This is a genomic window from Nocardiopsis moroccensis (assembly GCF_055763695.1).
In genome coordinates this window covers 649574-674042 of record NZ_CP199747.1, presented here as the reverse complement: position 1 = coordinate 674042, position 24469 = coordinate 649574, and the positions used below count along the sequence as shown (strand labels likewise).

Here is a 24469-nt window from a genome sequence, read left to right as displayed (position 1 = left end):
CGGATCTGCGGGACGGTGGCGCAACCGTGCGCCGGTCCGGTGTCCGAGGTCCTACGCGGTGAACATCATGACGCCCATGCCGAGGAACATGAGCAGGTAGAAGACGCAGATCGCAGCGACGATCGCGAAGCCGACCAGGCCGATGACGCCGAGGATCTTGGCGGTGCCGGCCGCGGACTCGGCACCCGCGTAGTCGCCCATCTGCCACCTGTTGTTGACCTGCAGGGAGAAGATCAGACCGATAATGCCGACGACGCTCACGCAGCCGAAGATCCCCAGGATGTTGAACACCAGGTAGTTCTTGGGGGGCTCGCCCATGGGCGGCTGCATGCCGAAGGTACCGGGCGGCCCGTACGGACCGGCGGGCCGGCCGTAGTACGGGGCCTGCTGGCCGTATCCCCCCGTGGGAGGGCCGTAGCCGCCGGTGGGAGGGCCATAGCCACCGGTGGACTGACCGTGGCCGTCGGCGGGCGCACCCTGGGGAGCGTCGGGCCGGCCGTGGCCCCCATCGGGTAGCGGGCCTCCGGGGTTGCCTGGGGGCGGGGGACCGTAACTCATGAGTGCGTGTCTTTCCGGAGGAGAACGGGGGCGGCGCGACCGGTCCCGGCCGCGCACGGGAGCGACAGGGGCAGGCACGGAACACCGGTTTCCGACGGACCGTGGCCACCGCGTGGTGGACGGCTCGCTGAGGCGAACGTACCTGCCCTGCGGGATTCTCGTCTGTTCCGCGCCACCCGCCCGTGATGAGCCACGGATGCTCGGGGCGACGCGGCCGGCTACTGACCGCCCGCGGTCGTGGCCTTGCGGCCCGCCTCCCACTCCTCGCGGGTGGGGGGCACCGGGCGCGGCTCCTTGCGGCCCAGACCGGCCTTCTTCATCACACCGGCGACAACGGCGAGCGCAACGCTGGCGACCAGACCGATGACGGTCCACGTCACGAGGTTTCCACCGGTCATGATGGCAACGGCCGCCACGGTCCACGCCACGATCCAGCTGACGGTGAGGAACCAGGCGGAGACGGTGTTGCCGTGGTCGTCGTGTTCTTCGTGGTGCTCGTCGGCCATCAGTGGTTCTCCTTCGGTTCGGCCCGCCGGTCGGCCGGCGGTGCGGGTTCGGTGTCGTCACCGGGTTCGGCACGGACCGCCGGTTCGGTTCCGGCGGGCGTCCCGCCGCCCGGGGCGGCAAGTGTGGGGTCGTCACCGGCATCCAGCGATTTCCACAGGTCGGCAGGTGTCTGCGCCTGGTACGGACGCGGTGCGGCGTCCCGATCGTACCGGTTTCCCATGCCGGGCCAGGCAGGGGCACGTATGACCGCGGCCATGCCGCTCAGGACCAGCAGAACGGCACCGACCGCGCCCATGGCCGGGCCCAGGGGGAGGATCTCGGGGGCACCCGCCATCTCCCCGGTTCCGGCCGTGTCGGTGGCGAATTCGGTGACGGCGCCGGCCAGGGTGTCCGGGCGGGTGGCCGACCACAGGGCGGTGAACGCGAACACACCGCAGGCCACCACGAGCGCGCCCACGAGGCGGCGCGCCCAGGAGCGGGCGGCGTACAGGCCCACGATCCCCGCGAGTCCGGCCCAGCCGAGGCCGCTGAGGGCCCCGGTGAGGTCCCCGCCGGTGAGTTCGACCGGGACCGGTGCGACCGGTCCGGGTGAGGTGAGCGTCCCGGTCACCCACACCCGACCGGACGAGGCCAGCATGAGTCCGGCACCCGCAGCCATGGCGAGCATGCTGAGGCCGTACTCACGGCGCGGCCCGGAGGGTCGGGCGGAGGTCACAGCAGCCGTCCGGCGTCGAAGCACGTGTGGTCGCCGGTGTGACAGGCAGCACCGGTCTGGTCGACGCCGACCAGGAGGGTGTCGCCGTCGCAGTCCAGTGCGACGGACACCACACGCTGGGTGTGCCCGGAGGTGGCGCCCTTGACCCAGTACTCGCCCCGGCTGCGGGACCAGTAGGTGGCGTCACGCGTGGTGAGGGTGCGGTGCAGTGCCTCGTCGTCCATCCAGGCCAGCATGAGGACCTGGCCGGTGTCGTGCTGCTGTACGACGGCGGGGACGAGGCCGTCCGCGTTGCGCTTCAGACGTGCGGCGATGTCCGGGTCGAGGTTGGTGACGCTCATGCACCCAGGTTATGGCCGCCGCCCGAGCGGTGTTCACCGGGTACTGGTTGCCGTCGGCGCCCGTCGGGGCGGACTAGAGTTCGTGCGTCCTTGACATCGCCGTTCCAACGGTTCTGCCAGCCCGGGAGCTTGAATTGACCGCCGAGTACCTGGCCGCCGACCTGGCGGGGAAACCCGCCGCGTTGACCGAGCTCGCCCAGCGCTTTCCGCGCTGGGACCCCTACGCCGCACTGCCGGCGCTGCTGGAGGACGAACCCGCCTCGGTGCGTTTCCTCGGTCTGGGTGCGGCACGGCATGCCTGCGGTGTGGCGGCGGCCCGGCTACGGCGCGGGGGGATCGCGGCCCACGCCGACTTCTCCACCTCCACCGAGGAGCCGCCGGCGGGGCCGGAAACGCTCGTGGTGGCGGTGAGTCTGGGCGAGGGCCAGCGGGAACTGCACGCGGTCCTGGACCACTACGTGGGGCGCTGCCCGGTGATCGTGCTCGCCCCCGACCAGGACGCGGTGGTGGCACGGTACGCGGATCTGCTGGTGCCCCTTCGGACGGGGGCGGAGCGCGGCGGCCTGGGGTGCCGCGCCTACCAGCACGCCCTGGCGCTGCTGCTGTTGCTGGGGCACCGGTTGGGGGCGCCCTCGGTGGGGGGCAGTGCCAACTTCCCCGGGCTGCTCCGGCGGGCCGCCAACGCCTCCCGGGTGCTGTTGGAGAGCGCACCCGAGTGGGTTCCCGAGGCCGCGGAGGTGCTGGACTCCCCGGACGGGGTGCACCTGGTTGCGCCGGCCGAACGCACCGCCTCGGCCGAGCAGGGGGTCCAGGTGCTGCGCCGGGGGCCGATCCGGTCCGCGCACGCCGCCGAGACCGGCGAATGGTCGCACACGGGTCGGCACCTGGCCGCGGTGACGGACTACCGGGCGCTGCTGTTCGCCGGCTCCTCCTACGACCAACGCTTCGCCGAGCACCTGGTCCAACTCAGCGGCGCGTTCGTGGCGGTGGGCCCCACCCCGGGCCGGGAACGGGTGCCGGGGGCGGCGCTGACGGTGCGTTACCCGGGCGACGGTGACCCCGACGTGAGCCTGCTGACCGAACCGCTGGTGGCGGAGTTGCTCGCGGCCCACTGGTGGTCCCGTTCGGGGCGGTAGGGGGTACGGGTGGGCAGGCAGGGGCGCCCCCTGCGGCTGAGGTGCGGGGACGCCCCGGAATCGGCCGGGCTGCGGATCAGGCGGAGGAGCGCACCCAGGAGGCGTACAGGTTCGCGTACACACCGGGCCGGGCCACGAGTTCGCTGTGCGAACCGCTCTGCACGATCCTGCCGTCGTCGAAGACCAGGACCCGGTCGGCGGCTTCGGCGGTGGACAGGCGGTGCGCGATCGCGACCGAGGTGCGGCCGTGGGTCAGCCGGTCCAGGGCGCGCTGGATGCGGACCTCGGTGTGCGGGTCGACGGCCGATGTGGCCTCGTCCAGGACGAGCAGGTCCGGGTCGGCGATGTAGGCGCGGACGAGGGCGACGAGCTGCCGCTCCCCCGCGGAGAGGGACTCTCCCCGCTGGCCGACCGGGGTGTCCAGGCCGTGGGCCAGGCTGCCCAACCAGTCGGACAGGCCGAGCTCGGTGACGGCCGCCTCCAGTTCGGCGTCGGTGCTCTCCGGGCGGGCGAAGCGGATGTTGTCGCCCAGGGAGCTGTCGAAGAGGAACCCCTCCTGGGGGACCATGACGACGCGGCTGCGCAGCGAGGAGAAGGCGACCTCCCGGAGGTCGACCCCGTCCAGGCGAACGGTTCCGGACGCGGGGTCCATCAGCCGGGTGAGGAGCTTGACGAAGGTGGTCTTGCCCGACCCGGTCTCGCCGACGACGGCGACCCTGGTACCCGGGGTGATCTCGACGTCCACGCGGTCCAGGACCACGGGGCCCTCCGGGTAGGAGTAGGTGACGTCGTCGAACCCGACCCGGACCGGGCCACGCGGCAGTACCCGCCCGGCCTCTCCGGGGTCGGCGATGTCGGGGACGGTGTCCAGGACGCCGAGGACCCGGCGCCAGCCCGCGATGGCGTTCTGTGCCTCGTTGAAGATCTCGGTGGCCATCATCATCGGTTGGATGAAGAGGGTCATCAGGAACAGGAAGGCGATGAGCTGACCCGCTGTGAGGTCGCCGCCGATACCCAACCACACGCCGACCAGGACGACCGCGGTGTTGCCGGCCGCGGCGACGATCTCGGCGAAGGGCGAGACCGCCATGGACAGGCGCTGGGCGCGGACCTGGGCCCCGCGGGTGGCCAGGACGGTGGTGTCGATCCGGTCGGCGGTCCGCTCCTCGGTTCCGTGGGCGCGGATGACGGCGGCGCCCATGACGGTCTCGCCGATGGCGCCGAGCATCTCACCGGTGCGCTCACGGACCTTCAGGTAGGCCCTGGAGAGGAGCTTCTGCAACCAGCGGACGCCGAAGAGCAGCGGCAGGAAGCAGAGCCAGACCACGAGGGTGAGCTGCCAGGAGTAGACCGCCATGAGGATGGTGGCGACCAGGAGCTGGCCGGTGCTGACGATCAGGAGCAGGCCGCCCCACTGCATGAAGGTGCTGATCTGGTCGACGTCGCCGGTGACGCGGGAGACCAGGGCGCCCTTGCGCTCGCTGTTCTGGGTGAGCACGGACAGGTCGTGCACGTGCCGGAAGGCCTTGCGGCGCAGGGTCGCCAGCCCGGACTCGGTGGCCCGGTAGAGCCGCAGGTTCATCAGGTACGAGCAGACCATGGTGACCACCAGGAGGCCGGCGCAGACCGTCACCATGCGGGTGACGAAGCCCAGGTCGGGGCCGCTGCTCCCGGTGAGTCCGTTGTCGATGATCTGTTGGACCGCGATGGGGACGATGACCTTGCCCGCGGTGGCGACGGCGGCGAAGGCCAGGGTGAGCCAGAGGCCCCTGGCGAACTCGGGGGACAGTTGGAGGCCGCGCTTGATCGTGTCGAGCGCGGTGTCCTCGTTACGGTGCAGGGAGAGCAGGGGATCCCGTTCGGGGCTCCGACCGGCCGCCCGATCCGACCTGTCGTCGGTGCGGGCCTGAGTTGGTGCGCTCATCGGCTGGTCTCCTCGGTGGCGTCGGTGTCGTGTCCTCCGGCGGGGCGGTGCGGTTCCGTGGGTCCCGGCTCCTCGGGGATCGGGGTGCGCTCGGCCTCGCTCTCGGCCGAGGCGCGTTCGTAGGCGGTGACGAGCTTGGTGTAGCCGGGCGAGGAGGCCAGGAGTTCGGTGTGGGTACCGCGGGCCAGGACGCGCCCGCCCTCCATGTAGAGGACCTCGTCCGCCAGTTCGATGGTGGCGCGGCGGTAGGCGACCACGACCACGGTGGCGGCCTCGTCGCGCTCGCTGAGCCCGGCGAGGATCTGGGCTTCGATCTGCGGGTCGACGGCCGAGGTGGCGTCGTCCATGATCAGGAGCCTGGGGCGGCGGACGATGGCGCGGGCCAGGGCCAGGCGCTGGCGCTGGCCACCGGAGAGGGTGGTGCCCTTCTCGCCCAGCCGGGCGTCGAGTCCGCCGTCGAGTTCGGCGATGAAGCCGTCGGCCCGGGCCAGGCGCAGGGCGGCCCAGACCTGGTCGTCGTCGGTCCCGGCCCTGCCGAGGGTGATGTTGTCGCGGACGGTGTCCTCGAAGACGAAGGTCGTCTGGGGTACGAGCGCCGCGTGCTCGGGTACCTGGTCGCGGGCGAGGTCGCGCAGGTCCACGCCGTCGTAGGAGACGGTGCCGGTGTCGGGGTCGACCAGCCGCATCAGGACGGTGGTGAGTGTGGACTTGCCCGCTCCGGTGGGGCCGACGAGGGCGACGGTGCGCCCGGGGGCGATGTCGAGGTCAACTCCGTTGAGGACGGTGGTGCGGGCCCCGGTGGTGGTCTCGTCCATCAGGTCACGGCCGCCGCCGTCGGCGTCGTAGGCGTCGGCGTAGGAGAAGGTGACGTCGTGCGCGCTGAGGGCGAGGCCGCGGGGGGAGGGCTCCAGGGTCCGGTCGCCGTATTCCATGGTTCCGCCGGAGCGGAGGACGGACTGGACGCGGTCCCAGCCGACGACGCTGCGGGGCAGGTCGCCCAGGAGCCATCCGAAGGAGCGGATGGGCATGGTCAGGAGGGTGAACAGGAAGGCGATCTGGACGAGTTCGCCGGGTTCGACGGCTCCGGTGGACAGGCGCCACATGCCCAGGAGGAGGACGGCGAGGACGCCGAGGTTGGGCAGGGCCTCCATGAAGGGGTCGAACAGGGAGCGCATGCGGCCGACCTGGATGAGGGCGTCGCGCAGGCGGTGGGCGGCATGGGTGAAGCGTTCGGTCTCGGTGTCCTCGCGGCCCAGGGTCTTGACGACGAGGGCGCCGTCGAAGGATTCGTGGGCCACCCCGCTGACCTCGGCCCGCAGGGCCTGGGCGCGGGAGGCCATCGGGGAGACCCGGCGTTGGAAGGAGACGTTGGCGGCGGCCAGGACGGGGAAGACGACGAAGGCGACCAGGGAGAGGACCGGGTCGGTGACGATCATGGCGACGGAGGCGATGATCAGCATGAACACGCTGCCGACGACCATGGGCAGCGGGGCGAGGGGCTGCCAGGCGGCTTCGACGTCGGCGTTGGCGTTGGAGAGCAGTTGGCCGGTGGGGTGCCTGTGGTGCCAGGACAGGGGCAGTTCGAGGTACTTGCGGGCGACGGAGCGTCGGTAGCGGGCCTGCATGCGGAACTGCATGAGTCCGGCGAGGAGGCGTCTGGCGGCCAGGCCCACGGCCTTGCCGAGGCCGACCGCCATCAGCAGGGCGGCCGCGGCGAGCAGGGCGGCCGCGGTGGTCTCGCCGGAGGCGAAGGCCGGAAGGATGGTGTGGTCGGTGAGGTAGCCGAGCACGGAGGCGGAGCCGACGGTGACGGCGGCGTGCAACATGGCTCCGGCGACGGCAGCGAGGAAGATCCACGGTTCGGTGCGGGCGGCGACCACCAGGACGCGCACGCCCCTGGTGAAGACGCCCCTGTGCTGGGGGGTCGCGGGTCGGTCGGCGGTGTCCTCGGTTCCGTTCTCGGGGGGCGGGGCCTCCCCTCGGGTTCCCTGGTTCGCCGTCGTGGTGCCCTGCGCCATACGCCCCCGCTTCCGTTCCTCGGCCGGTCGCTCCGGCCCGGTCAAGCCGCGCTCCGGCCGACTCCGGGCATACCGAAGGACACGGAGCGCGCGTCGGCCAACCTATCCAGCGGCACCGACAGCTTCCACCGGATTGTTTCAGCGCGGGGCGCATCCGTGCTATTCCGTACAACCCGAACTTCGTCGGGGAGCCGGGGTGTGCACGCGCACGGGCCCGGGGCGCCGCGGTCGGCGCCCCGGGCCCCCGGGGTCGGAGTGGTGCGCCGCTAGTAGCCGCGGACCGCTTCCGGCTCCCCGGTGTCCTGCGTGTTCTCGGCCGGGACCTGCTCCGCGGGAGCCCGGGCGGCACCGGAGCGCGCCTCACCGGCCTCGTAGGTGATGGACCCCTTGTAGGTCAGGCGGCCGAACGCGCCGTCCACCCCGATCCCGAGCTCCTTCTGGGCCATCTTCACCGCGTCGACCGTGGCCTGGTCGTACAGCGCGCTGCCCGTGTCGAGGTCGGCGTTGAACTTCTCGTTGAGCACCGCCTTGATGCCGAGGACCGCGTGACCGCGGTCGCCGAGCCGGTAGGCGTCACTCCGCGTCGGGAAGTGCATGTTCCGGATCTTGATCCAGGTCTGCGACTCCAGGACGCCGTTGACCTCGATGGTCTCCACGCCCTCCTCGAACTCGCGAACCTTCGCCTCCACGTCCTCGGTGAACTCGCGTCCGGGGTTCGGGGTGATGTATCCGAGGTGGCTCATGAAGTGCTGCGCGAACTCGACATCGACGCTCGGGCCGGGATTGTCGACCGAGTAGACCGGCCAGGTCCGTGCCTCGATCCGCTCGATGGTCGCCGTCGGGGTGCGTTCGAAGTCGTCCGCGGAGGCGGCCGGGGCGGTGAGGGCCACACCGCACAGGGCGATGGCTCCGGCCGTGGCCAGGGAGGCGACCCGTCGGGCGAATCCGCTGGTGAGATGGCATGCAGGCATGATGGCTACTGGCTCCCCTGTAGGGCTTGCAAGACGGCATCATGCTCACACGGATCACGATTGGGTTAACGTAACGCCACGCCATGGCAACGCTCTGTATTTTTTGGGCAAGGGTCGGCCCCGGACCGGGACCGGTCCGGGGCCGACTCGTCGGGAGACGGGTGCCGCTAGCGCACCGGGTACCCCGCCTGCCTGAGACTCCTCTTCACGTCGGCGATGGTGAACTCGCCGAAGTGGAAGACCGTCGCGGCCAGCACCGCGTCGGCGCCCGCCTCGACCGCGGGGACGAAGTGCTCCACCGCGCCCGCGCCGCCCGAGGCGATCAGCGGGACGTCGACCCGCGACCGCACGGCCCGGATGAGCTCCAGGTCGAACCCGGCCTTGGTGCCGTCGGCGTCCATGGAGTTGAGCAGGATCTCCCCGGCGCCCAGCTCCGCGGCGCGGGCGCACCACTCCAGCGCGTCGATACCGGTGCCCCGGCGCCCGCCGTGCGTGGTCACCTCGAAGCCGCTCGGAGTGGGCTCGCCGTCCTCCCGCACGCGGCGCACGTCGGCGGAGAGCACCAGGACCTGGCGGCCGAACCGCTCGGCGATCTCACCGATCAGTTCGGGGCGGGCGATCGCAGCGGTGTTCACCCCGACCTTGTCGGCGCCCGCGCGCAGAAGCCGGTCCACGTCGTCGGTGGTGCGGACCCCTCCCCCGACGGTCAGCGGGATGAACACCTGGTCGGCGGTGCGGCGCACCACGTCGTAGGTGGTCTCGCGGTTGCCGCTGGAAGCGGTGACGTCGAGGAAGGTGAGCTCGTCGGCTCCGCCGCCGTCGTAGGTGCCCGCCAGCTCGACGGGGTCGCCCGCATCGCGCAGGTTCTCGAAGTTGACGCCCTTGACGACGCGTCCGGCGTCGACGTCCAGGCAGGGGATGACGCGGATGGACAGGCTCACCGGGCCGCTCCCCCCACCGTGGCGAGGGCGTCCTCCAGGGTGAAGGCGCCCTCGTACAGGGCGGTGCCCATGATGGCCCCCTCCACGCCCAGCGGGACGAGCCCCGCGATGGCCTCCAGGTCGGCGAGGCTGGACACGCCGCCGCTGGCGACCACCGGCTTGTCGGTGCGCTCGCACACGGTGCGCAGCAGGTCCAGGTTGGGGCCCTTGAGGGTGCCGTCCTTGTTGACGTCGGTGACCACGTAGCGGGCGCAGCCCTCGGCCTCCAGGCGGGCGAGGGTCTGGAGGAGGTCGCCGCCGTCCCGGGTCCAGCCGCGGGCTGCCAGGGTGGTGCCCCGCACGTCGAGGCCGATCGCGATCCGGTCGCCGTGCTCGGCGATGATCTTCGCGCACCACTCCGGGTTCTCCAGGGCGGCGGTGCCGATGTTGACGCGTGTGCATCCGGTGGACAGGGCCGCGGCCAGCGACTCGTCGTCGCGGATGCCGCCGGACATCTCGACCCTCACGTCGAGGCGGCCGACGATGTCGCGCAGCAGGTCGCGGTTGTGGCCCCGGCCGAAGGCAGCGTCCAGGTCCACCAGGTGGATCCACTCGGCCCCGGCGCTCTGCCAGGCCGCGGCTGCCTCGTAGGGGTCGCCGTACTGTCCACCGGACCCGGCCTTGCCCTGGACGAGCTGGACGGCCTGCCCGCCCGCCACGTCCACGGCGGGCAGCAGTTCGAGTGCGGGGGTCGACGGGGTGGGCTCGCCGGTCATAAAGCCTTCTCGTGCTCGGTTCGGTACAGGATGGGTGCGGCTACAGGGTGGAGACCCAGTTGGCCAGGACGCGCGCCCCGGCGTCCCCGGACTTCTCCGGGTGGAACTGGGTGGCGCTGAGCGGCCCGTTCTCCACGGCGGCCACGAACGGCTCACCGTGCTCGGACCAGGTCACCTGGGGTGAGCGGATGCGGTCACTGCCGGCGGTGAACCCCCAGTGGCGGACCGCGTAGGAGTGCACGAAGTAGAAGCGTTCCTCGGAGTCGACGCCCGAGAACAGGCGCGAGCCCTCGGGCGGGGCCACGGTGTTCCAGCCCATGTGCGGCACGACCGGCGCGTGCAGGCGCTCGACCGTGCCGGGCCACTCGCCGCAGCCCTCGGTGGCGCGGTCCTCGGCCTGCACGTCGGCCTGCTCGATCCCGCGTTCGAAGAGGACCTGCATACCCACGCAGATCCCCAGGACGGGGCGCCCCCCGGCCACGCGGCGGCCGATGATCCGGTCGCCGCCCGCGGCCCTGAGGCTGGCCATGCAGGCGCTGAAGGCACCCACGCCCGGGACGACGAGCCCGTCGGCGTCCAGTGCGGCGTGCGGGTCCGAGGTGACGGTGACGTCGGCGCCGGTGCGTTCCATGGCGCGTTGGGCCGAGCGGAGGTTGCCCGACCCGTAGTCGAAGACGACCACTCGTGACGGCATCAGGTCCGTCCCTTCCGTTAGAGGTAGCCGAGCCGGAGGACCCCGGAGGCGGCGGCGAGCGCCACACAGCCGGCCAGGGCGAGAGCGAGGACACGGTTGACGCCCCACATCGCGTACACGCCCCCGGCGAGGAACCCCGCGAGCACGAGCAGGGCCAGCCCCCAGATGTCGGTGTCCATCTACAGGACGCCCTTGGTGGACGGGACACCGGTGACCCGCGGGTCGTCCTCGGTGGCCAGGCGCAGGGCGCGGGCGAAGGCCTTGAACTGTGCCTCGACGATGTGGTGGGCGTTGCGGCCGTAGGGCACGCGGACGTGCAGGGCCACGCGGGCCTGGGCCACGAAGGACTCGAAGATGTGCCGGGTCATGGTGGTGTCGTAGTCGCGGCCGATGACCGGGGCCATGCCCTCGGGTTCGGTGTGCACCAGGTAGGGGCGGCCGGAGACGTCGACGGTGACCTCGGCGAGGGCTTCGTCCAGGGGCACCTTGGCGTCGGCGAAGCGGCGGATGCCGGCCCGGTCACCGAGCGCCTCGCGGAAGGCGGCGCCCAGGGCGAGGGCGGTGTCCTCCATGGTGTGGTGCGAGTCGATGTGCAGGTCGCCCTCGGTGCGCACGGTCAGGTCGAACAAGCCGTGCTTGGCGAGCTGGTCGAGCATGTGGTCGAAGAAGCCGACGCCGGTGGAGACGTCGGCGACCCCGGTGCCGTCCAGGTCGACCTCGACCAGGACCTTGGTTTCCTTGGTTGCGCGTTCGACGCGCCCGGTGCGGCTCATGGTGCCAGATCCTCGGTAGTGCGGTTGTGGGCTGTGGTGGTTACCGGCCGGTGGCCGTCAGCAGGGCCGTACGGAAGGCGGCCATCTCGTCGGGGGTGCCGACGGTGACGCGCAGCCAACCGGGGGGGCCGACCTCGCGGATGAGGACCTGCTGGTCCAGCATGTTCTGCCAGACCCGGGTGCGGTCCTCGAACTCACCGAACATGACGAAGTTGGCGTCGGAGTCGGCGACGGAGAAATCCTGTGCGCGCAGCCATTCGACGAGGGAGTCGCGTTCGGCGCGCAGGTCGGCGACGGCTCCGAGGAGTTCGTCGGCGTGGTCCAGGGCCGTGGTGGCGACCGCCTGGGTGACGGCGGACAGGTGGTAGGGCAGCCGGACCAGCTGGAGGGCGTCGACCACGGCGGGGTGTGCGGCCAGGTAGCCCACCCGAGCGCCGGCCATGGCGAAGGCCTTCGACATGGTGCGCGAGACGATGGTCCGCGGGTGGTCGGCGAGCACGGTCAGGGCGCTGGGGGTGCCCTCGCGGCGGAACTCGGCGTAGGCCTCGTCGACCACCACCACACCGGGGGCCGCCCGGGCGATGCGCTCGATGTCAGCGATCTCCAGGGCGGTACCGGTCGGGTTGTTGGGCGAGGTCAGGAAGATGACGCTGGGCCGGTGCTCGGCGACGGCCCTGAGCGCGGCCTCCACGTCGATGCGGAAATCGGCGTCCCGGGGCACCGACACCCAGCCCGTCCCGGTGCCCCGGGCGATGATCGGGTGCATGGAGTAGGAGGGTTCGAAACCCATCGCGGTGCGGCCCGGGCCGCCGAAGGCCTGGAGGAGTTGCTGGAGGATCTCATTGGATCCGTTGGCCGCCCAGATGTTGGCCGCGGTCAGGTCGTGGCCGAGGTAGGCGGCCAGGCCCTCACGCAGTCGGACCGCGTCGCGGTCCGGGTAGCGGTTGAGCCCCAGGGCGGTGTCGGCGACGGCCTCGGCCAGGGCCTTGGCCAGCCGCGGGGAGGGCGCGTGCGGGTTCTCGTTGGTGTTGAGGACCACCGGCACGTCCAGCTGGGGTGCGCCGTAGGGCTCGCGCCCGCGCAGGTCGTCGCGCAGGGGCAGGTCGTTCAGGGTGAAGCTCACTGGTTTCACACTCATGGTCGGTTATGGCGGCGCGGACGCACGGGCCCCGTGACCGCCGTGGTCACGGTGTGCCCCGTGGCCGGTCCGCTTCGCCGGGCGGCCTTCGGCTGTGTTGATCTGTGGCCTCCGCTTCGCTTCGGCCGGTGTCCGGGTGTCTGGAGGGGCGGAGCCCTCGGCCCCCGGACGGCACCCCCTGGCTAAGGTGTGGCCCCTCCCCCGGCATGGCCGGTGCGGGCGGCGACGGCCTCGCCGTGTGCGGGCAGGTCCTCGGCCTCGGCCAGGGTGATGACGTGGTGGGCGACGTCGGCCAGCGCGTCACGGTCGTACTCGACGATGTGCACCCCGCGCAGGAAGGTCTGCACGCTCAGGCCGCCGGTGTGGCAGGCGCAGCCGCCGGTGGGCAGCACGTGGTTGGAGCCCGCGGCGTAGTCGCCGAGGGAGACCGGCGAGTGGTCGCCGACGAAGACCGCTCCGGCGTTGCGCACGCGCGCGGCCCACGCCGGGGCGTCGGCGGTCATGATCTCCAGGTGTTCGGCCGCGTAGGCGTCGACCACGGCCAGGCCCTGTTCGAGGTCGTCGACCAGGACGATGCCGGACTGCGGGCCGGCCAGGGCCTCACGGACGCGGTCGCTGTGCTTGGTGGCGGCGACGCGCGCGGCGAGCCGTTCGGTGACCGCTTCTGCGAGTGCCTCGTCCGGGGTGACCAGGACCGAGGCCGCGACGACGTCGTGTTCGGCCTGGCTGATGAGGTCGGCCGCGACGTAGTCGGGGTTGGCGGTGGAGTCGGCGAGGATCGCGATCTCGGTGGGGCCGGCCTCCGCGTCGATGCCGATGACGCCCTTGAGCAGTCGTTTGGCGGCGGCGACCCAGATGTTGCCGGGGCCGGTGACCATGTCCACGCGTGCGCAGTCAGCCGTGCCGTGGGCGAACATCGCCACGGCCTGGGCGCCGCCGACCGCGTACACCTCGTCGACGCCGAGCAGTGCGCAGGCGGCGAGGATCGTCGGGTGGGGCAGTCCGCCGAACTCCTTCTGGGGCGGCGAGGTGACCGCCAGGGAGGACACGCCCGCCTCCTGGGCGGGGACGACGTTCATGATGACGCTGGACGGGTAGACGGCGCGGCCGCCCGGCACGTAGAGGCCGACGCGGTTGACCGGGATCCACTTCTCGGTGACGGTGCCGCCGGGCACGACCTGGGTGGTGTGGGTCCGGCGCCGCTGTTCGTGGTGGACCTTGCGGGCGCGGTGGATGGACTCCTCCAGCGCCGCGCGCACGGCGGGGTCCAGTTCGGCGAGTGCGGTCTCGAGGGCGGCGCCGGGGACGCGGATGTCGGTGAGCCGCACGCCGTCGAAGCGCTCGGTGAGTTCGATCAGGGCCTCGGTTCCGCGATGGCGCACGTCCTCGCAGAGGGGTCGGACGCGTTCGGTGGCGTCCGCCACATCGATTTCGGCGCGCGGAAGCGCTTCGCGCGGGTCGCCCTGGGAGCCTCGAAGGTCGATTCGACTGATCACGTCCCCAGTCTAGGGGGCTTCGCCCGACCCGTGGGTGGCGGCGTCCGGATGATGGACACCACACCCGCACGACCGGCGCGAATCCCTGCTTCAACAGACATCCGCGCGCACTCCCCCGCAAACAAATCAAATAAGCTCGCCCTAAGTTTGGAACACCTAACCTAATCAAGCACAAGAAAGGCTTGCCTAATCATTCTCAGTCCCTTTTCAGGCGTTTCGCAAAATGCCTTTGAATGAGTTATCGTAGCGGCATGACTTCGAACAAGACCAGCGATAGCAGCCTTTCCAAGTTCCACCGCCTCCTGGTTGACCAGGTGCGGCACGAGTTCACTGCCTCACACCAGTACGTGGCGATCGCGACCTGGTTCGACGACCAGGACCTGCCCCAGTTGGCCAGGGTCTTCTACGAGCAGTCCCTCGAGGAGCGGGACCACGCGATGATGATCGTGCGGTACCTCCTCGACAGCGACGTGACGTTCGCCCTTCCCGGCGTGGACGAGATCGAGACCGATTTCGCCGTCGCTCGGGACCTGGTCGCCCTGGCCCTGCGACAGGAGCGCGAGGTGAGCGACCAGTTCCAGCGCCTGGCCAGGGTCGCCCGTGACGAGGACGACTACACCGGCGAACAGTTCCTCCAGTGGTTCATCCAGGAGCAGGTCGAGGAGGTCGCCAAGATGTCGACCCTCCTCAACGTGGTCGACCGGGCCAACGGCAACCTGTTCGACGTGGAGACCTTCGTCGCCCGCGACATGCCCAGCGAGGATCACGGCAGCCAGGGCGCGCCCGGGACTGCCGGCCCCACGGTCTCCTGACCCGCCGGTCGCCGGTGCCACAGCGTTCGCGGGCGGCCCGGCCCGGTCCCGAGGACCCGGCCGGGCCGCCCGTCGGTGTATGCCCGCCCGGGCTCGAGGCCCCGGACTCGCCGCACCGCGCGCCCGGATCCGCGCACTCCCGGCCTGAGGGGCCATACTGGGACCATGCCAGAGGCAATGCCGATCTTCCCGCTGAACACCGTGTTGTTCCCCGGTATGACGATCCCTCTCCACGTCTTCGAGCAGAGGTACCGTCGGCTGGTCTCGGAACTGCTCGGACCCACCCTGGCCGGAGGCGAGCCGGGCGGCCGTGAGCGCGGCCCGGCCCGGTTCGGCGTCGTGTGGATCGAGCTGGGGCACGAGGTCGCCAGCGAGTCCGGTCAGGGTGCGGGCGGCGCGGACACCGGGGTGCCCAGCACCGCCGGTTCCAGCACTCATCCCACGCTCCCGCTGGTCAGCGCGACCGGCTGCACGGCCGTGGTGCGGGACGTGCGCACCTACGAGGACGGCCGCTACGACCTGGTGATCGAGGGCGGAACCCGGTTCACCGTCACCGACCTGTCCGAGGTCGACGCCTCCTCCCCCGACGACTACTCCACCGCCTCGGTGGCTCTGCTGCCCGAACTGCTGGGTCCCGACGCCGAGGAACACGCGGAGCAGGTGCGGGACATGTACGAGGTGTACTGCCAGCGGCTGTCCTCCATCGGGATGGCCCCCGAGACCTCACGTGAACTGCCCCGTGACGCGATCGCCCTGTCCCACGCGGTGTCGGCCTCGATCGTGCTGGACCAGGCGGAGAAACAGCGTCTGCTGGAAGCCGAGGACGCGGCGACCCGACTGGCCGTGGCCGCTCGATTCCTGCGCAGGGAGAACCGCATCGTGGCCACCCCCACCCTCCCCAATCTCCCCGCGGGTCCCTTCCTCAACAACGGCGTCTCCTTCAACTAGGGCGGTAACCTGCCCGGAGGTTTCGACGTACCGAGAAGTGGAAGGCCCAGGTACCCCATGAGTGGAAAAGCCACGCCCGCGACCGTGGCCGCCGGTAGGACCAAGACCACCTACACCCTGCACCCCTACGAGGTGGCGGGCGGTGACGGCCACTCCTACGGAGCCGACGCCGCCGACGCGATCGGTGTGCCCCGCGAGCAGGTGTTCAAGACCCTGGTCGCCGAGGTGGACGGCGTGTTCACGGTGGGTGTCGTCCCGGTCAGCACCTCGCTCGACCTCAAGGCCCTGGCCGCGGCGGTCGGGGGCAGGCGGGCAGTCATGGCCGAACCGGCCCGGGCCGAGAAGATCACCGGGTACGTACGCGGTGGGATCAGCCCGCTGGGGCAGCGCAAGCGGCTGCGGACGGTGATCGACTCCTCCGTCACCGGGCTGCGCGCGGTCTACGTCTCCGCCGGACGCCGGGGGCTGCAGATGGAGCTGACCCCCAAGGACCTGATCGCGCTGACCGAGGCGGTCACCGCCCCGATCGGCGCGGCCTGACCGGCGCACCGGGCCGGTCCTGACGCCTGGCGGTGTCTCCGCCCCCGTGACGGAATCCCCTGGGGCACAGGGGCGGCGGACCTCCGCGGACGCGGCCACCGAGTATTGCCGCCCTTCCTACCCAGGGGTAGTTTTGTGACATGGACAACACCCCATCCCCCTTTCGGTCCGTCCCCGACATGTTCGTTTCCCGCGTCGCCGAATCCGGCGACCGGGAGGCGTTCAGCTATCCGGTCCCCTCGTCCACCGGTTCCGGCGAGAGGTGGGAGACCCTCACCTGGACCCAGACCCGTGACCGTGTGCGCGACATGGCGCTGGGCCTGCACTCGCTGGGTGTGACCTCACAGGCCCGCTGCGCGATCGCCGCCAACACGCGTGTCGAGTGGATCCTGGCCGACCTGGCGATCCTGTGCGCGGGAGGGGCGTCCACCACCATCTACCCCTCCTCGCCCCCGCCCGACTGCGCCTACATCGTCTCCGACTCCGGCAGCATGGTGGCCTTCGCCGAGAACGACGAGCAGGTCGCCAAACTGAGGGGGCAGCGCGGTGCCATGCCCGGACTCTCCAGGGTCATCGCCTTCGAGGGCGACGCCGGGGGTGACGACGACTGGGTCATGAGCCTGGCCGAACTGGAGACCAGGGGCGCCGAGCTGCACGCGGAGAAGCCGGAGCTGTTCGGCGAGCTGGTCGCCTCGGTCAAACCGGACCACCTGGCCACACTGATCTACACCTCCGGGACCACCGGCCGCCCCAAGGGGGTACGTCTGGACCACGCCAACTGGCTGTACGAGGCCGAGGCGCTCAGGATCATGGACGAGGAGACACGCGCCCGGGGCTGGGAGATGCTGACCCCGGACGACGTGCAGTACCTGTGGCTGCCCCTGGCCCACAGCTTCGGCAAGGTCATGCAGGTCAGCCAGTTGCGCATCGGCTACAAGACCGCCGTGGACGGCCGGGTCGACAGGATCGTGGACAACCTGGCCGTCGTACGGCCGACCTTCATGGCGGCTGCCCCGCGCATCTTCGAGAAGGTGTTCAACAGGGTGGTCATGCAGGCCAAGGAGGGCGGCCTGACCAAGTACCGGATCTTCCGGTGGGCCGTAGGCGTGGGCGACCGCGTGGCCCGGGTGAAGGAGGACGGCAAGGAGCCCACCGGGCTGCTGGCCGCCCAGCACCGGATCGCCGACCGGTTGGTGTTCGCCAAGCTGCGCGCCCGCTTCGGAGAACGCCTGAAGTTCTTCGTGTCCGGCAGTGCGCCCCTGGCCCCGGAGATCGGCCGGTTCTTCTACGGTGCGGGGATCACCATCCTGGAGGGCTACGGGCTGACCGAGACCTCCGCAGGCGCCTTCCTCAACCGGCCCGGCCAGGTGCGCTTCGGCACCGTGGGCATGCCCCTGCCGGGGACCGAGGTCAGGGTCGCCGAGGACGGCGAGGTCCTGCTGCGCGGCGGCAGCGTCATGCGCGGCTACCACAACCTGTCCGGGGCCACCGAGGCCGTGCTCGACGAGGAGGGCTGGTTCGCCACCGGCGACATCGGTGTGCTGGAGAACGGCCGGCTGCGGATCACCGACCGGAAGAAGGAACTGATCAAGACCGCCGGTGGCAAGTACGTGGCGCCCCAGAGCATCGAGAGCCGGTTCAAGTCGCTGTGCCCCTACGTCGGCAACCTGGTCGTGCACGGCGACCGCCGCCCCTACTGCGTGGCCCTGGTCACCCTGGATCCCGAGGCGATCGGGGCCTGGGCCGAGGCCAACGGCCTGGGCACGCTGAAGTACCCGGGCCTGACCAGGGACCCCAAGGTCCGGGCGATGGTGCAGGAGGCCATCGACGAACTCAACGAGGATCTGCCCCGGCACGAGACCATCAAGGACTTCGCCATCCTGCCGAGTGAGCTGACGGTGGAGCAGGGGGAGATCACGCCGAGCCTGAAGATGCGCCGGAGAGCGGTGGAGGAGAGGTACCGCGACCTGCTCGACGGGATGTACGAGGGCTCCGTCCAGTCCCTGTGAGGGCCGGGCTCAGCCCCGCCGCCCCTCCGGTCCGGGGTGGTCCCCCTCCGCTGCGACCGGCGGCTCCTCGGCCTCGGCGGAGGGGGTCGCCGGCGTCCCGGGCGGACTCTGGGGGCGCGAGTCCTGCGGGTGCGGGTCCTGGGTGCGCGGGCCGGAGGCGTCGTCGCCGGCCCGGCCCGCGGCCCCACAGGTCCCGTCCTCGCCCTGGGAGCGGACGGGTTCGGGGACGCCGGGCTGGTCGCCGCGCAGCAGACTGAGGGCGTCCAGGAGGCCGTACTGGAGGACGTACACGAAGGGCCACACCACCAGGAAGGCCGTGGCCTGTAGTTGGAGGGCCGCGGTGACCGTGTCCCCGGGGTCGGCCGCCAGGACCGCCTCGCGGGCGGGGGCGTCCAGGGCGGTCCCGATCCGCCAGACCAGCAGGGACGCCACGGCGGAGCCGAGGAAACCCGTGATCAGACCGGTCAGGCGCAGGTCCTGGAAGCGCTTGCGGGCCAGGGAGAACTGGACCATGTAGGCGCCGTAGCCAGTGACGAGCCCGGCCGCCGCGGTGATCAGGACGAAGTAGCCCTCACCGGCGAAGACGTCCTCGGAAGCACCGGTGAAGACACCGCCCCCGTCCAGGACCACCACCTCGGGGCGAGGCGCGAGCCACCACCACAGCGGTCCCAGGAGTGCTCCCAGAAGGACCGAGACCCCGAGGAAAGCCGCTCCCACAGCCAGTCCGCGCCCGGGCCCCGCCGCTCCCGTACCGCTCTGTTCCGCCATCACCCGCTCCTCGCCGTCGCCGCCCGGACCTGCCGAAAAACAGTGGATACCGGGCATGACCCGAAGGACAATACCGCCATGAGCGACAAGAGCAGTCCCCTGACCCTGTCCGAGCGTGTCGATCCTCCCATGGCAGCCGACGAGCGCACGATGCTCCTCGCCTGGCTGGACTGGCACCGGGCCACGGTACACAGCAAATGCGCCGGCCTGGCCGAGGGGCTCTCCGCCTCTGCCCCGCTGCCGGCGTCACCGATGTCCACCATCGGCGGGATCGTGTCCCATCTGCGCTGGGTGGAGGCGTTCTGGTTCGAGGTGGTAATGCTCAACCAACCCGACACGGCGCCCTATTCGGCCCAGGACCCCGACGGGGAGTTCAGGGCCGGGGCGCAGCGCCCCCTGGACGAGCTCCTCGCCGAATACGCCGCTCAATGCGAGCGCTCCCGGGAGGTCACCTCCCACCTGGAGCTGGGCAACTCCTCCCGCCGGATCCCGGACCGCAGGGGGCGGACGACCCTGCGCTGGGTGCTCATGCACATGATCGAGGAGACCGCCCGCCACAACGGTCACCTGGACGTCCTACGGGAGCTCGCCGACGGCGTCACCGGGGAGTAGGGGCGCACGGCACCGGGGCCGGAGACGGTGTGCGCGCCACCCCGGACCCCGGTGCCGTTGTGTACCTCAGCCCCGTCGGGTGCCCCCGGCCGTGTCGGGACGCCCTCCACCGGGCTCCCCGGCGTCCTCGGTGTCCGCCGGGTCGGCGGAGACGTCCTCCTCGGCCAGGATCAGGTAGAGGCCGCGCCGGGTCTCGGACAGGAGCCGTTTGGCGCGTTCGAGCTGATCGGCGGTGCCGGTCTGGGCGACCTGGGAGGCCGCGGCCGCGAGCTGGTAGGCGAGGTTGCCGACCTCCTCGTAGTGGGAGCGGGTGTCCGCGTAGGCGTCGGCGCCCGCCTCCCAGGGCGGGGTGAGTTCGGCACCCTGCTCTTCGAGGTAGGCCACGCCCTCCTCGGTGAGCTTGTAGGGGCGTCGGCGGCCCTGCCCCTCGACCTGCTCGACCAGGCCCTCGTCCTCCAGCTGCTGGAGCATGGGGTAGACGGAGCCGGGGCTGGGGCGCCAGCTCCCTCCGCTGCGTTCGCGGCCCTCACGGATGATCTCGTAGCCGCTGCGTTCCTCCTCCGCCAGGAGCATGAGGATTCCGGTGCGCACGTCGCCGCGTTTGGCCCTGGGGCCGCCCCGGCGCCGCCCGCCCCGGCCGGCGGGGCCGCCCGCGTAACCGAACGGGCCGCCGGGTCCGAAAGGGCCACCGGGGCCCATCGGCCCACCGGGGCCGAAGGGGCCGACGGGGCCCTCCCACGGCGGCCCCGGCGGGGGCGGAGGCGGCGGGTGTCCGAACCCGTCCCGCCGGGAGCCGTGGTGATCGTCGTGCCCGGGTTGGGCCCGAGGGGCGCCGGCGGGCCGCCAGGCCCAGGGCAGCCGGGGGCGCCCGGTGCGCCGCCCGCCCCAGGACCAGGGCCCGGGAAGTGCCATGGCAGTCATGTCGTTCTCTTCTCTGTAGACGTTCCGCGACAGTCCCTAACTGTCTCGATAGATCAAAGATATATCTTTAACTATCGTCTGACAAGAGTTCGGGCACAGAAAAGGCCCCCGTGTGCATCACCGCACACGGGGGCCGGGACGGGCCGACGACGGCCCCACGGGGTCAGTAGTCGACCGCGTACGCCCCCAACAGGCTCTTCATCTCACCGTTGAACTCCGGGGAGATCCGCACCGAGTAGCGGTCCACCGCGTAGATCCGGGAGCGCACCGGGTTGTCCACCCGGATGCGCACGGGGGTCTCGCCCTTGTGGGTGTCCAGCACCTGGCGCAGGTCGTCGATGAACTCCGGGTTCAGGCGATCCTCCGCGACCGTCAGCAGCACCGGCGGCTCCCCCTCGGTGACGTGTGAGATGTCCAGGATCGACATCTCCGAGGCGAACATCGACCAGGTGCCGTCCCGGTCGTTGAGCCGCCCCTTGACCGTGACCGCCGTGTCCTCCAGCAGGGCTTCCACGTACAGCGGGTAGGTCTTGGGGAAGAACAGGACCTCCATGCTGGCGTCCAGGTCCTCGACCGTGGCGATCGCCCACTGGTTGCCCGCCTTGTTGGTGCGCTTGTCGACCTTGGAGATCAGCCCGGCGATCCGCACCTCACCGCGTTCACGGGCCATCTCACCAGCGACGATCTGCGCGATCGAGGTGTCCCGGGACCGGGCCAGGACCCGCTCGGCACCCGCGAGCGGGTGGCTGGACACGTACAACCCCAGCATCTCCCGTTCGAAGGCCAGCTTGGTCTTGCGGTCCCACTCCTCCTCACCCCACTGGATGTTGAGGCCGATGGGGGTGGAGTCGCCGTCGTCGTCCCCGCCGCCGAACAGGTCGAACTGGCCGTGGGCCTCCTGTTTCTTGGAGCTGATCATGCCCTCGACCGCGGTCTCGTGGTGGCGGTAGAGCTCGCGGCGGGGGTGGCCGAGCGAGTCGAACCCGCCCGCCTTGATCAGCGACTCGACCACGCGCTTGTTGCAGGCGGCGAGTTCGATCTTGGCGAGGAAATCGGTGAAGGAGGAGTACTTGCCCTTCTCCGTACGGGTCTTGACGATCGAGTTCACGACGTTGGCGCCCACGTTGCGCACCGCGCCCATCCCGAAACGGATGTCCCTGCCCACCGGGGTGAAGCGCAGACCCGACTCGTTGACGTCCGGTGGCAGCACCTTGATGCCCTGGGTTCGGCACTCGGCCAGGTAGACCGCCATCTTGTCCTTGTCGTCGCTGACCGAGGTCAGCAGCGCGGCCATGTACGCGGCCGGGTAGTTGGCCTTGAGGTAGGCGGTCCAGTAGGAGACCAGGGCGTACCCGGCGGCGTGCGACTTGTTGAACGCGTAGCCCGCGAACGGGAGCATGACGTCCCACAGGGCCTGGACGGCCTCCCGGGAGAAACCGCGCTCCATCGCCCCCGGGAAGAACTTGGCCTCCTCCTCCTCAAGGGCCTCCTTCTTCTTCTTGCCCATGGCGCGCCGCATCAGGTCGGCGCCGCCCAGCGTGTAACCGGCCAGCTGCTGGGCGATGGCCATGATCTGCTCCTGGTACACGAGCAGGTGGAAGGTCTCCCCCAGGATCGGTTCCAGAGCGTCCTTGAGCTCGGGGTGGATCGGAGTGATCTCCTGGCGGCCATTCGAACGGTCGGCGTAGTCGTTGTGCGCGTTGGCCGCCATCGGACCGGGCCGGTACAGCGACAGGACGGCCGCGATGTCACCGAACTTCTTCGGCTCCATCCGCTTGAGCAGGTTGCGCATCGCGCCGCCGTCCAGCTGGAACACGCCCAGGGTGTCACCGCGGGAGAGAAGCTGGTAGGTCTTCCTGTCGTCCAGCGGAAGTTTGATGAGGTCGATGTCGACCCCCTCGGACTCCTTGATGCTCTTGACCGCGTCGTCCATGATCGTCAGGTTGCGCAGGCCCAGGAAGTCCATCTTGAGCAGACCCATGTCCTCGCACTGAGGGTAGGGAAAGCCGGTGATGATGGCACCGTCGGTGTCTCGCTTGTGCAGCGGGATGACGTCGAGCAGGGGCTCCTTGGACAGGATGACACCGGCCGCGTGCACACCGGTGCCACGGGTCAGGCCCTCGATACCGCGAGCGGTCTCCATGACCTTGGAGACCTGGGGGTCGTTGTCGACCAGGTTGCGCAGCTCCGCGGTCTCCGTGTACCGCTCGTTCTCGGTGTTGAACACCGCGTCGAGCGGGATCTCCTTACCGCCGACCGCAGCGGGGAAGGCCTTGGTGATCTGGTCGCCCACCGAGTAGGGCATGCCCAGGATGCGGGTGGAGTCCTTCACGGCGGCCTTGGCCTTGATGGTGCCGAAGGTGAGGATCTGCGCCACCCGCTCCTCGCCGTACAGGCGGGTGACGTAGTCGATCATCTCGCCGCGCCTACGCTCGTCGAAGTCGAGGTCGACATCGGGCATGGTCACACGTTCGGGGTTGAGGAACCGCTCGAAGAGCAGACCGTGCTCCAGCGGGTCCAGGTCGGTGATGCCCAGGACGTAGGCGATCATCGAGCCCGCCGCCGAGCCCCGCCCCGGGCCCAGCGCGATGCCCGCCTTGCGCGCGTACTGGCAGATGTCGGAGACCACGAGGAAGTAGGCGGGAAAGCCCATCTCGTTGATGATGCCGAGCTCGAACTCCACCCTCCGGCGGACGTCGTCGCCCACACCGTTCGGGTAGCGCGTCGGAAGGAGACGCTCGACCTCCTTGGCCAACCAGGAGGCCTGGGTCTCCCCCTCCGGGATGGGGAACTCCGGCATCAGGTCACGGTGGGCGAAGACGTTGTCGTAGGCGTTGGCGTCGATCCGCTCCGCGATGAGCAGGGTGTTCTTACAGCCCTGGGCCCACTCGTCGAAGTTGAGCAGCCCGCGCATCTCGTCCGCGGTCTTGAGGTAGTAGCCCGAGCCGTTGAACCGGAACCGGGTGGGGTCGTCCAGGTTCTTGCCCACGCCCACAGCCAGCAGGGCGTCGTGCGCCGAGGCCTGGGACTCGTAGACGTAGTGGGAGTCGTTGGTGACCAACGGCGGGATGTTCAGCTCACGGCCCACCCTGAGCAGGCCGTCGCGGACCTCTTTCTCGATGGGCACGCCGTGGTCCATCAGCTCCAGGAAGACGTTCTCCTTGCCGAAGATGTCCTGAAGCCCGGCGGCGTACTCGATCGCCTCCTTCTCCTGTCCCAGCCGCAGGCGGGTCTGCACACCGCCGGAGGGGCAGCCGGTGGAGACGATGATGCCCTCGTTGTACTGGGCCATCAGCTCCAGGTCCATCCGGGGCTTCATGTAGTAGCCCTCGACGGAGGCCAGGGAGGACATCCGGAACAGGTTGCGCAGCCCCTGCTCGTTCTGGGCGAGCATCGTCATGTGCAGGTAGCGGCCACCGCCCGAGATGTCCTTGCCGCCCTCGGCGGAGGCGTCGTCGGAGGTGTTGGAACGGCCCCAGAAGACCCGCTTCTTGTGGAAGCGCGACTCGGGTGCGACATAGGCCTCGATGCCGATGATGGGCTTGACGCCCGATCCCTTGGACTGCTGGTAGAACTCGTAGGCCCCGAACATGTTGCCGTGGTCGGTCATCGCCACGGCCGGCATCTCCAGCCGTGCGGCCTCCTTGAAGAGGGGCTTCAGCTTCGCCGCCCCGTCGAGCATCGAGTACTCGGTGTGGACGTGCAGATGTGCGAAGGAGTCGGCCATGACGCGGGTGCCCCCAGGCGGGTAGACGGACGGGTGTTGACTCCTGAGACTACGACTTTCCACTGACTCTCGGGGACGCCTGTGGACAACCGGCCGACCCCCGCAACGGCGCTTCGGGGTCCGGTCGTGGCAGGGACGGCCCGGATCACGGCGCCGGACTCGCGG

Annotated in this window: 23 protein-coding genes; 6 read left to right on the top strand and 17 right to left on the bottom strand. The window is 70.6% G+C overall.

The genetic code is table 11. The annotated features are described in order from the left end of the window. Positions 1-51 precede the first annotated feature (51 nt). The 4 genes from ACUKCB_RS02840 to hisI all read right to left on the bottom strand — a co-directional run bounded on the left by ACUKCB_RS02840 (position 52) and on the right by hisI (position 2121). Positions 52-318, bottom strand: coding sequence for a CD225/dispanin family protein (locus ACUKCB_RS02840; RefSeq protein WP_473038873.1), 267 nt, complete (start codon positions 316-318; stop codon positions 52-54). A 458-nt stretch (positions 319-776) separates the two neighbouring features. Then, on the bottom strand, positions 777-1064 hold the full coding sequence (locus ACUKCB_RS02835) for an HGxxPAAW family protein (RefSeq protein ID WP_473038872.1): 288 nt from the start codon (positions 1062-1064) through the stop codon (positions 777-779). After that, positions 1064-1732, bottom strand: a complete 669-nt coding sequence (locus ACUKCB_RS02830) for a Trp biosynthesis-associated membrane protein (RefSeq protein ID WP_473040904.1) — start codon at positions 1730-1732, stop codon at positions 1064-1066. Before ACUKCB_RS02830 ends, ACUKCB_RS02835 begins: the two co-directional genes overlap by 1 nt. A gap of 44 nt (positions 1733-1776) precedes the next feature. After that, positions 1777-2121, bottom strand: coding sequence for a phosphoribosyl-AMP cyclohydrolase (gene hisI / locus ACUKCB_RS02825; RefSeq protein ID WP_191272241.1), 345 nt, complete (start codon positions 2119-2121; stop codon positions 1777-1779). 134 nt (positions 2122-2255) lie between these two features. On the opposite strand from hisI, the gene ACUKCB_RS02820 reads away from it, so the two are divergent. Further along, a complete protein-coding gene (locus ACUKCB_RS02820; protein ID WP_473038870.1) occupies positions 2256-3257 on the top strand; it encodes a sugar isomerase in 1002 nt (333 codons plus the stop codon). A 76-nt stretch (positions 3258-3333) separates the two neighbouring features. On the opposite strand, the gene ACUKCB_RS02815 is transcribed toward ACUKCB_RS02820, so the two are convergent. The 10 genes from ACUKCB_RS02815 to hisD form a co-directional block, all read right to left on the bottom strand. Continuing rightward, complete coding sequence (locus tag ACUKCB_RS02815) at positions 3334-5181, bottom strand: ABC transporter ATP-binding protein (protein ID WP_473038869.1); 1848 nt, start codon at positions 5179-5181, stop codon at positions 3334-3336. Next, positions 5178-7199, bottom strand: coding sequence for an ABC transporter ATP-binding protein (locus ACUKCB_RS02810; protein WP_473038868.1), 2022 nt, complete (start codon positions 7197-7199; stop codon positions 5178-5180). Before ACUKCB_RS02810 ends, ACUKCB_RS02815 begins: the two co-directional genes overlap by 4 nt. Before the next feature lie 266 nt (positions 7200-7465). After that, complete coding sequence (locus ACUKCB_RS02805) at positions 7466-8170, bottom strand: peptidoglycan-binding domain-containing protein (protein WP_473038867.1); 705 nt, start codon at positions 8168-8170, stop codon at positions 7466-7468. A gap of 167 nt (positions 8171-8337) precedes the next feature. Further along, positions 8338-9111 carry an imidazole glycerol phosphate synthase subunit HisF gene (hisF, locus tag ACUKCB_RS02800; RefSeq protein WP_473038866.1) on the bottom strand — a complete coding sequence of 258 codons (774 nt, stop codon included), beginning with the start codon at positions 9109-9111 and terminating at the stop codon, positions 8338-8340. Continuing rightward, the gene (gene priA, locus ACUKCB_RS02795; protein ID WP_191272278.1) at positions 9108-9866 is read right to left on the bottom strand and encodes a bifunctional 1-(5-phosphoribosyl)-5-((5-phosphoribosylamino)methylideneamino)imidazole-4-carboxamide isomerase/phosphoribosylanthranilate isomerase PriA; all 759 of its coding nucleotides are present in this window, start codon (positions 9864-9866) and stop codon (positions 9108-9110) included. Before priA ends, hisF begins: the two co-directional genes overlap by 4 nt. Before the next feature lie 40 nt (positions 9867-9906). After that, on the bottom strand, positions 9907-10560 hold the full coding sequence (gene hisH, locus ACUKCB_RS02790; RefSeq protein ID WP_473038865.1) for an imidazole glycerol phosphate synthase subunit HisH: 654 nt from the start codon (positions 10558-10560) through the stop codon (positions 9907-9909). 17 nt (positions 10561-10577) lie between these two features. Next, positions 10578-10739, bottom strand: a complete 162-nt coding sequence (locus ACUKCB_RS02785; protein WP_473038864.1) for a hypothetical protein — start codon at positions 10737-10739, stop codon at positions 10578-10580. Further along, positions 10740-11333 carry an imidazoleglycerol-phosphate dehydratase HisB gene (hisB, locus tag ACUKCB_RS02780; RefSeq protein WP_452541780.1) on the bottom strand — a complete coding sequence of 198 codons (594 nt, stop codon included), beginning with the start codon at positions 11331-11333 and terminating at the stop codon, positions 10740-10742. A gap of 40 nt (positions 11334-11373) precedes the next feature. Next, positions 11374-12471 (bottom strand): histidinol-phosphate transaminase, encoded by a 1098-nt coding sequence (locus ACUKCB_RS02775; RefSeq protein ID WP_473038863.1) that lies wholly within the window; start codon positions 12469-12471, stop codon positions 11374-11376. A 182-nt stretch (positions 12472-12653) separates the two neighbouring features. Further along, the gene (gene hisD, locus ACUKCB_RS02770; RefSeq protein ID WP_473038862.1) at positions 12654-13967 is read right to left on the bottom strand and encodes a histidinol dehydrogenase; all 1314 of its coding nucleotides are present in this window, start codon (positions 13965-13967) and stop codon (positions 12654-12656) included. 251 nt (positions 13968-14218) lie between these two features. On the opposite strand from hisD, the gene ACUKCB_RS02765 reads away from it, so the two are divergent. The 4 genes from ACUKCB_RS02765 to ACUKCB_RS02750 all read left to right on the top strand — a co-directional run bounded on the left by ACUKCB_RS02765 (position 14219) and on the right by ACUKCB_RS02750 (position 18276). Next, positions 14219-14779, top strand: a complete 561-nt coding sequence (locus ACUKCB_RS02765) for a ferritin (protein WP_473038861.1) — start codon at positions 14219-14221, stop codon at positions 14777-14779. Positions 14780-14944: 165 nt separating this feature from the next. Next, positions 14945-15727, top strand: coding sequence for an LON peptidase substrate-binding domain-containing protein (locus tag ACUKCB_RS02760; RefSeq protein ID WP_473038860.1), 783 nt, complete (start codon positions 14945-14947; stop codon positions 15725-15727). Between the two features lie 57 nt (positions 15728-15784). Continuing rightward, the gene (ybaK, locus tag ACUKCB_RS02755; protein ID WP_473038859.1) at positions 15785-16267 is read left to right on the top strand and encodes a Cys-tRNA(Pro) deacylase; all 483 of its coding nucleotides are present in this window, start codon (positions 15785-15787) and stop codon (positions 16265-16267) included. Positions 16268-16407: 140 nt separating this feature from the next. Continuing rightward, positions 16408-18276 carry an AMP-dependent synthetase/ligase gene (locus ACUKCB_RS02750; RefSeq protein ID WP_473038858.1) on the top strand — a complete coding sequence of 623 codons (1869 nt, stop codon included), beginning with the start codon at positions 16408-16410 and terminating at the stop codon, positions 18274-18276. A 9-nt stretch (positions 18277-18285) separates the two neighbouring features. Here the strand turns inward: ACUKCB_RS02750 and ACUKCB_RS02745 are convergent, their stop codons facing one another. After that, entirely contained in the window at positions 18286-19044 is a 759-nt protein-coding gene (locus ACUKCB_RS02745; protein WP_473038857.1) for a hypothetical protein, read from the bottom strand. 78 nt (positions 19045-19122) lie between these two features. Between ACUKCB_RS02745 and ACUKCB_RS02740 the strand changes: the two genes are divergently transcribed. Next, entirely contained in the window at positions 19123-19656 is a 534-nt protein-coding gene (locus tag ACUKCB_RS02740; protein WP_473038856.1) for a DinB family protein, read from the top strand. Between the two features lie 66 nt (positions 19657-19722). Here the strand turns inward: ACUKCB_RS02740 and ACUKCB_RS02735 are convergent, their stop codons facing one another. Together ACUKCB_RS02735 and dnaE are read right to left on the bottom strand one after the other, a co-directional pair. Then, entirely contained in the window at positions 19723-20577 is an 855-nt protein-coding gene (locus tag ACUKCB_RS02735; RefSeq protein WP_473038855.1) for a PadR family transcriptional regulator, read from the bottom strand. 163 nt (positions 20578-20740) lie between these two features. Then, the gene (dnaE, locus tag ACUKCB_RS02730; protein WP_473038854.1) at positions 20741-24304 is read right to left on the bottom strand and encodes a DNA polymerase III subunit alpha; all 3564 of its coding nucleotides are present in this window, start codon (positions 24302-24304) and stop codon (positions 20741-20743) included. Between the last annotated feature and the right edge of the window lie 165 nt (positions 24305-24469).